This window comes from Phytoactinopolyspora endophytica (assembly GCF_004138495.1).
Lineage (GTDB): Bacteria > Actinomycetota > Actinomycetes > Jiangellales > Jiangellaceae > Phytoactinopolyspora > Phytoactinopolyspora endophytica.
In genome coordinates, this window is the sequence record NZ_ML142852.1 from 8,001 (window position 1) to 12,025 (window position 4,025).

4 protein-coding genes are annotated in these 4,025 nt (G+C 66.6%); 3 read left to right on the top strand and 1 reads right to left on the bottom strand.

Annotated elements, in window-relative coordinates; genetic code table 11:
- Positions 1–322 (top strand): zinc-dependent metalloprotease (locus tag ELR45_RS08415; protein WP_165367603.1); only part of this gene is annotated, 322 nt, incomplete at its 5' end.
- A 9-nt stretch (positions 323–331) separates the two neighbouring features.
- Here ELR45_RS08415 and ELR45_RS08420 read toward each other — a convergent pair.
- Entirely contained in the window at positions 332–868 is a 537-nt protein-coding gene (locus ELR45_RS08420) for a M48 metallopeptidase family protein (RefSeq protein WP_129665136.1), read from the bottom strand.
- Positions 869–1,864: 996 nt separating this feature from the next.
- Here ELR45_RS08420 and ELR45_RS08425 point away from each other — a divergent pair.
- A complete protein-coding gene (locus ELR45_RS08425; protein WP_129665138.1) occupies positions 1,865–2,749 on the top strand; it encodes a ThiF family adenylyltransferase in 885 nt (294 codons plus the stop codon).
- Between the two features lie 16 nt (positions 2,750–2,765).
- Positions 2,766–4,025: ABC1 kinase family protein (locus tag ELR45_RS08430; RefSeq protein ID WP_240759297.1), on the top strand; the 1,260-nt coding region annotated here is incomplete at its 3' end.

The window sequence follows — 4,025 nt, forward strand, 5'->3', positions numbered from 1 at the left end:
GCGGGCTGCCGGCGGGCCGGCTGAAGAGACGTTCGCCACCCTGGTCGGCCTGCAGCTTCGGCCGCGGAAACTCCGCGAAGCCGCGGCCCTCTGGGCCGCCGCGCGGGAGGCGCGAGACGTCGCGGGGCGCGACGCGCTCTGGGCCCACCCCGACATGATGCCTTCCGCGGAGGACCTCGCCGACCCAACGGCGTTTCTCGACCGGGACAACGTGGTCGACGTGTCCGAGCTTGAAGACGCGCTACGCGCCTCCGAGGAAGAGTCCGACGCGGGTGACGATTCGGACGGCGAGGCCGGCGAGGCCGGCGAGGCGAAGGAATAGGGCCTGCGTTCAGTCTTCGTGTTCTCCGCCCTCGGACTGCGGCCTCGAACCGGCGGCATAGTCCAAGCCGTCCAGGAACCCGCGTGCACGCTCAGCGCGAGGATAACGCCCAACTAGCTCCCAGAACTCGTCGCTGTGGTTGCCGATCAGCAGATGCACGAGCTCATGCACCAGGACATAGTCGACAACCCAGCCGGGTAGGCCCTGCAGCCGTTCGGAGAGCCGGATCGAACCGTCGCTCGGGGTGCAGGAGCCCCATCTGCTCCGCTGTGCTGAACTCCATCGGATGCTCGACGGGTCAGCCCGCCCGTCGAGGTAACGCCGGGACAGCTCACGGGCGCGGCGGAGCAACTGGTCATCGCTGGGCCGCCGGCGCTGTTCCTGCGCATCGAGCCGTTTGAGCATCGTCTGCACCCATCGGCGTTCCTCAGCGGCGCTGAACCGGGCCGGCAGGCACACGATGATCCGTCCTCCTTCGCGATAGGCGGTCACCGTGCGCCGCCGACGCGGCGATCGCCGGACCTCGACCTCCCGTTCAGCCTCCATCTGTATCCCCGCCTGTCGCACTCTGCTTCGCCGCGGCATTCGCGCCCGGGCACCGCCAACTGGCGCTGGAGCCCTGAGCCGGGAGCCCGTACGGCGGCCGGGTGTGACGACCAGGCAGCGATGACCACTTGGTTCGCTTGTCGCCTCGCCGATTCGCTCCGGAGGACGCGCTGCGTTCCATGTAGGAACGGTAATGGCAACACATGTCCGATGTGGGTATTTGCTGTGGATAACTTGCAGCCGAAGCGGGTTTCCGGTCTAGTGCCCGCCCGCGATCCGCGGGATCACGGCGAAGGCAGAACTTTCTTTTGTCCACACCACGAGGTCGACATCCACACAGGTCAGCGACATATTCGTCACGTCGGAACCGTGTTGTCAACAGGCTACCCACCGCCTGTCCACAGCACTATCCCCTCCCCTGCACAAGTCCTCCACAGGTTTATCCACAGGCCGTGGACATACATTCGTCGTTCATGTTGCGGACACGTCGCGTCGGCCGTACGTTCGCTGCAGAACCACGGACCAAGACACGCAACGTCGTAGCCAAGAATCCGAGGGTCGCTCGGCGCCGAACAGGGGGCCGTTGCCTGAGCTCGGCGCGACGTCGAACGGCACGGTCCGCGGATAGTGGGCGGCGATGCCCTCGGAAAACGCCGGCAGGCGTGCGTGCTACGGGGAAGGCACGTGCGGTGCCGGCGGCCCTGGGGGCTCGCCGCTCATGTTCGACGTCCGCACCACCGTCAGGTGGGACGATGGGCCTGTGGATATCTCGAGCGCGGATACGCCCCGGGACGGCAAGATCGGACTCATGACAGAACCGATCCGCCCGACATCACGTCACCGCCCATCGGAGGCTCCGGTACCGTGCGCCCACAACTGCATCCGTCGCTAAGCTCAGCCTGGCGCGACCCCTCGACTGTCCAGATCGGCGCCACGACCGGCCAGAGTCACGTCTTCGGTGGGCTCAGCCCCGTCGAAGGTGCGGTGCTGCGCGCCATGGATGGAAACAACGACCTCTGCACGCTCCGCGATCTCGCCACGACCGCCGGCGGCTCACCAGATACCGTCGACCGCCTTCTTGAACTTCTCATCCCGGCCGGCGCGATCGTCGACAGGGACGCGATCCCAGATGACGACGGGCCGCTGCGACAGAGCCTGCCGGATCGGGTCAGTCTCAGTCTTCTTGACCGGAGCCTGGACGGTGGCGGCACAGCCTTCGCGAGGCGTGGCCAACGCCGCATCACGATCCACGGCGCCGGTCGCGTGGGCGCCTCGGTAGCGAGGCTGCTCGACGCTGGCGGCATCGGCGACGTGCACGTCGACGATCAGGAACTGGTCACCCACGCCGACGTATCACCCGGAGGCCATCCCGCGGATGGTGTCGGCATCGCCAGAGACCGCTCACTCCACCGGTTCCTCGACGACGGGCCAGCGGCCCAAGACAGCACACCACCGGAGACTGACTTCGCCGTCATCGACTCGGCGGTCTGCGCCGAGCACCCACACCACACCGGCGCGTATGTGCGCGCCGGAGTAGCTCATCTGCTGGTCAAGGTCACCGAGGTGACCGGCATCGTTGGACCGCTCGTCGTGCCCGGCGAGTCCGCATGCGTGCGCTGCCTCGATCTGCATCGCACCGATCGCGATCACGCCTGGCCCATGATGCTGGACCAGGCGGGCAGATATCCACCGGAGATGCCTGCTTGCGACGCCAGCCTCAGCGCGGCGGTAGCCGGACTGGCCGCTGGACAGGTGCTCGCGTACCTCGATGGATACGATGTGTCGGCACTCAATGGCACGATCGAGCTCGAGCTTCCGTACGGTCTGCCAAGGCGCCGAAGCTGGCAACCCCACCCGGACTGCGGATGCACATGGCAGTAGGCGGCAGAATGGGTCTGTGAGCGAACTGCCACGCAAGGCCGCGACTCGAGCCGCCAAGCTCGCCAGCCTGCCACTTGGCGTCGCCGGCCGCGCGACTCTAGGGCTGGGCAGGCGTATCGGTGGCCGGTCGGCTGATGCTGTCACCGCCGAGACGCAGCGACGCACCGCCGAGCATGTCTTCAAGGTTTTGGGCGAGCTCAAGGGCGGAGCGATGAAGTTCGGCCAGACTCTGTCGGTACTCGAAGCCGCGTTGCCGGAGGACGTTGTCGGGCCGTACCGGGCGACGCTGACCAAGCTGCAAGAGTCCGCACCCCCGATGCACGCCCGCACAGTCCACGATGTGATGGCCGAGAACCTGGGTCAGGACTGGCGGCGCTCGTTCGTCTCATTCGACGACGAGCCCGCCGCCGCCGCGTCGATCGGTCAGGTCCATCGCGCCGTGTGGCATGACGGCAGCGATGTGGCGGTGAAGATCCAATACCCGGGTGCCGACGATGCGCTGCGTTCTGACCTCAACCAGATCGGCCGGCTCGGGAAGACCCTGGGCTCCCTGGTGCCCGGAGTGGACGCACGGGCCATCCTGGACGAGCTCCAGGATCGGATGCTCGAGGAGCTCGACTACCGGCTCGAGGCCGACGCCCAAGACGGTTTCGCGTTCGCCTACGACGGCGATGACGAGTTCGCCGTGCCTAAGCTTGTTCACGGGGCCAAACACGTTCTCATCTCGGAGTGGCTCGAGGGCACGCCGCTGTCGGAGATCATCGCCCACGGGACTCAAGAGGAACGCAACCGAGTTGGGTTGCTCTATGTGCGCTTCCTGTTCTCCGGACCCGAACGCGCCGGGCTCCTGCACGCGGACCCGCATCCGGGGAACTACCGGATGACGCCCGACGGCCGCCTCGGTGTTCTCGACTACGGGGCCGTGGCACGGCTTCCGGAGGGTTTCCCCGAATCGATCGGCAGGCTGGTCAGCCGGGCCCTTGAGGGCGAAACCGAAGAGACGGTCAACGGTCTACGCGACGAAGGTTTCATCCTCCCCCACATCAACATCGACCCGGAGAGCCTCTACGACTACCTGGCACCGTTCCTGGAGCCCGCCGCCACCGAGACCTTTCATTTCAACCGGCAATGGATGCGGGAGCAGTTCAACCGAATCAACGATCCACGCAAACCCGGCTACACGATCGGTCTGAAACTGAACGTCCCGCCGTCCTATCTGCTCGTGCATCGGGTATGGCTCGGGGGCATCGGGGTGTTGTCACAGCTCGACTGCGAG

What these genes read in the sequence shown, in the direction of transcription:
- ELR45_RS08420 (WP_129665136.1), bottom strand. Translation starts at nt 868, where the DNA reads ATGGAGGCTGAACGGGAGGTCGAGGTCCGGCGATCGCCGCGTCGGCGG.
- ELR45_RS08425 (WP_129665138.1), top strand. Translation starts at nt 1,865, where the DNA reads ATGGATGGAAACAACGACCTCTGCACGCTCCGCGATCTCGCCACGACC.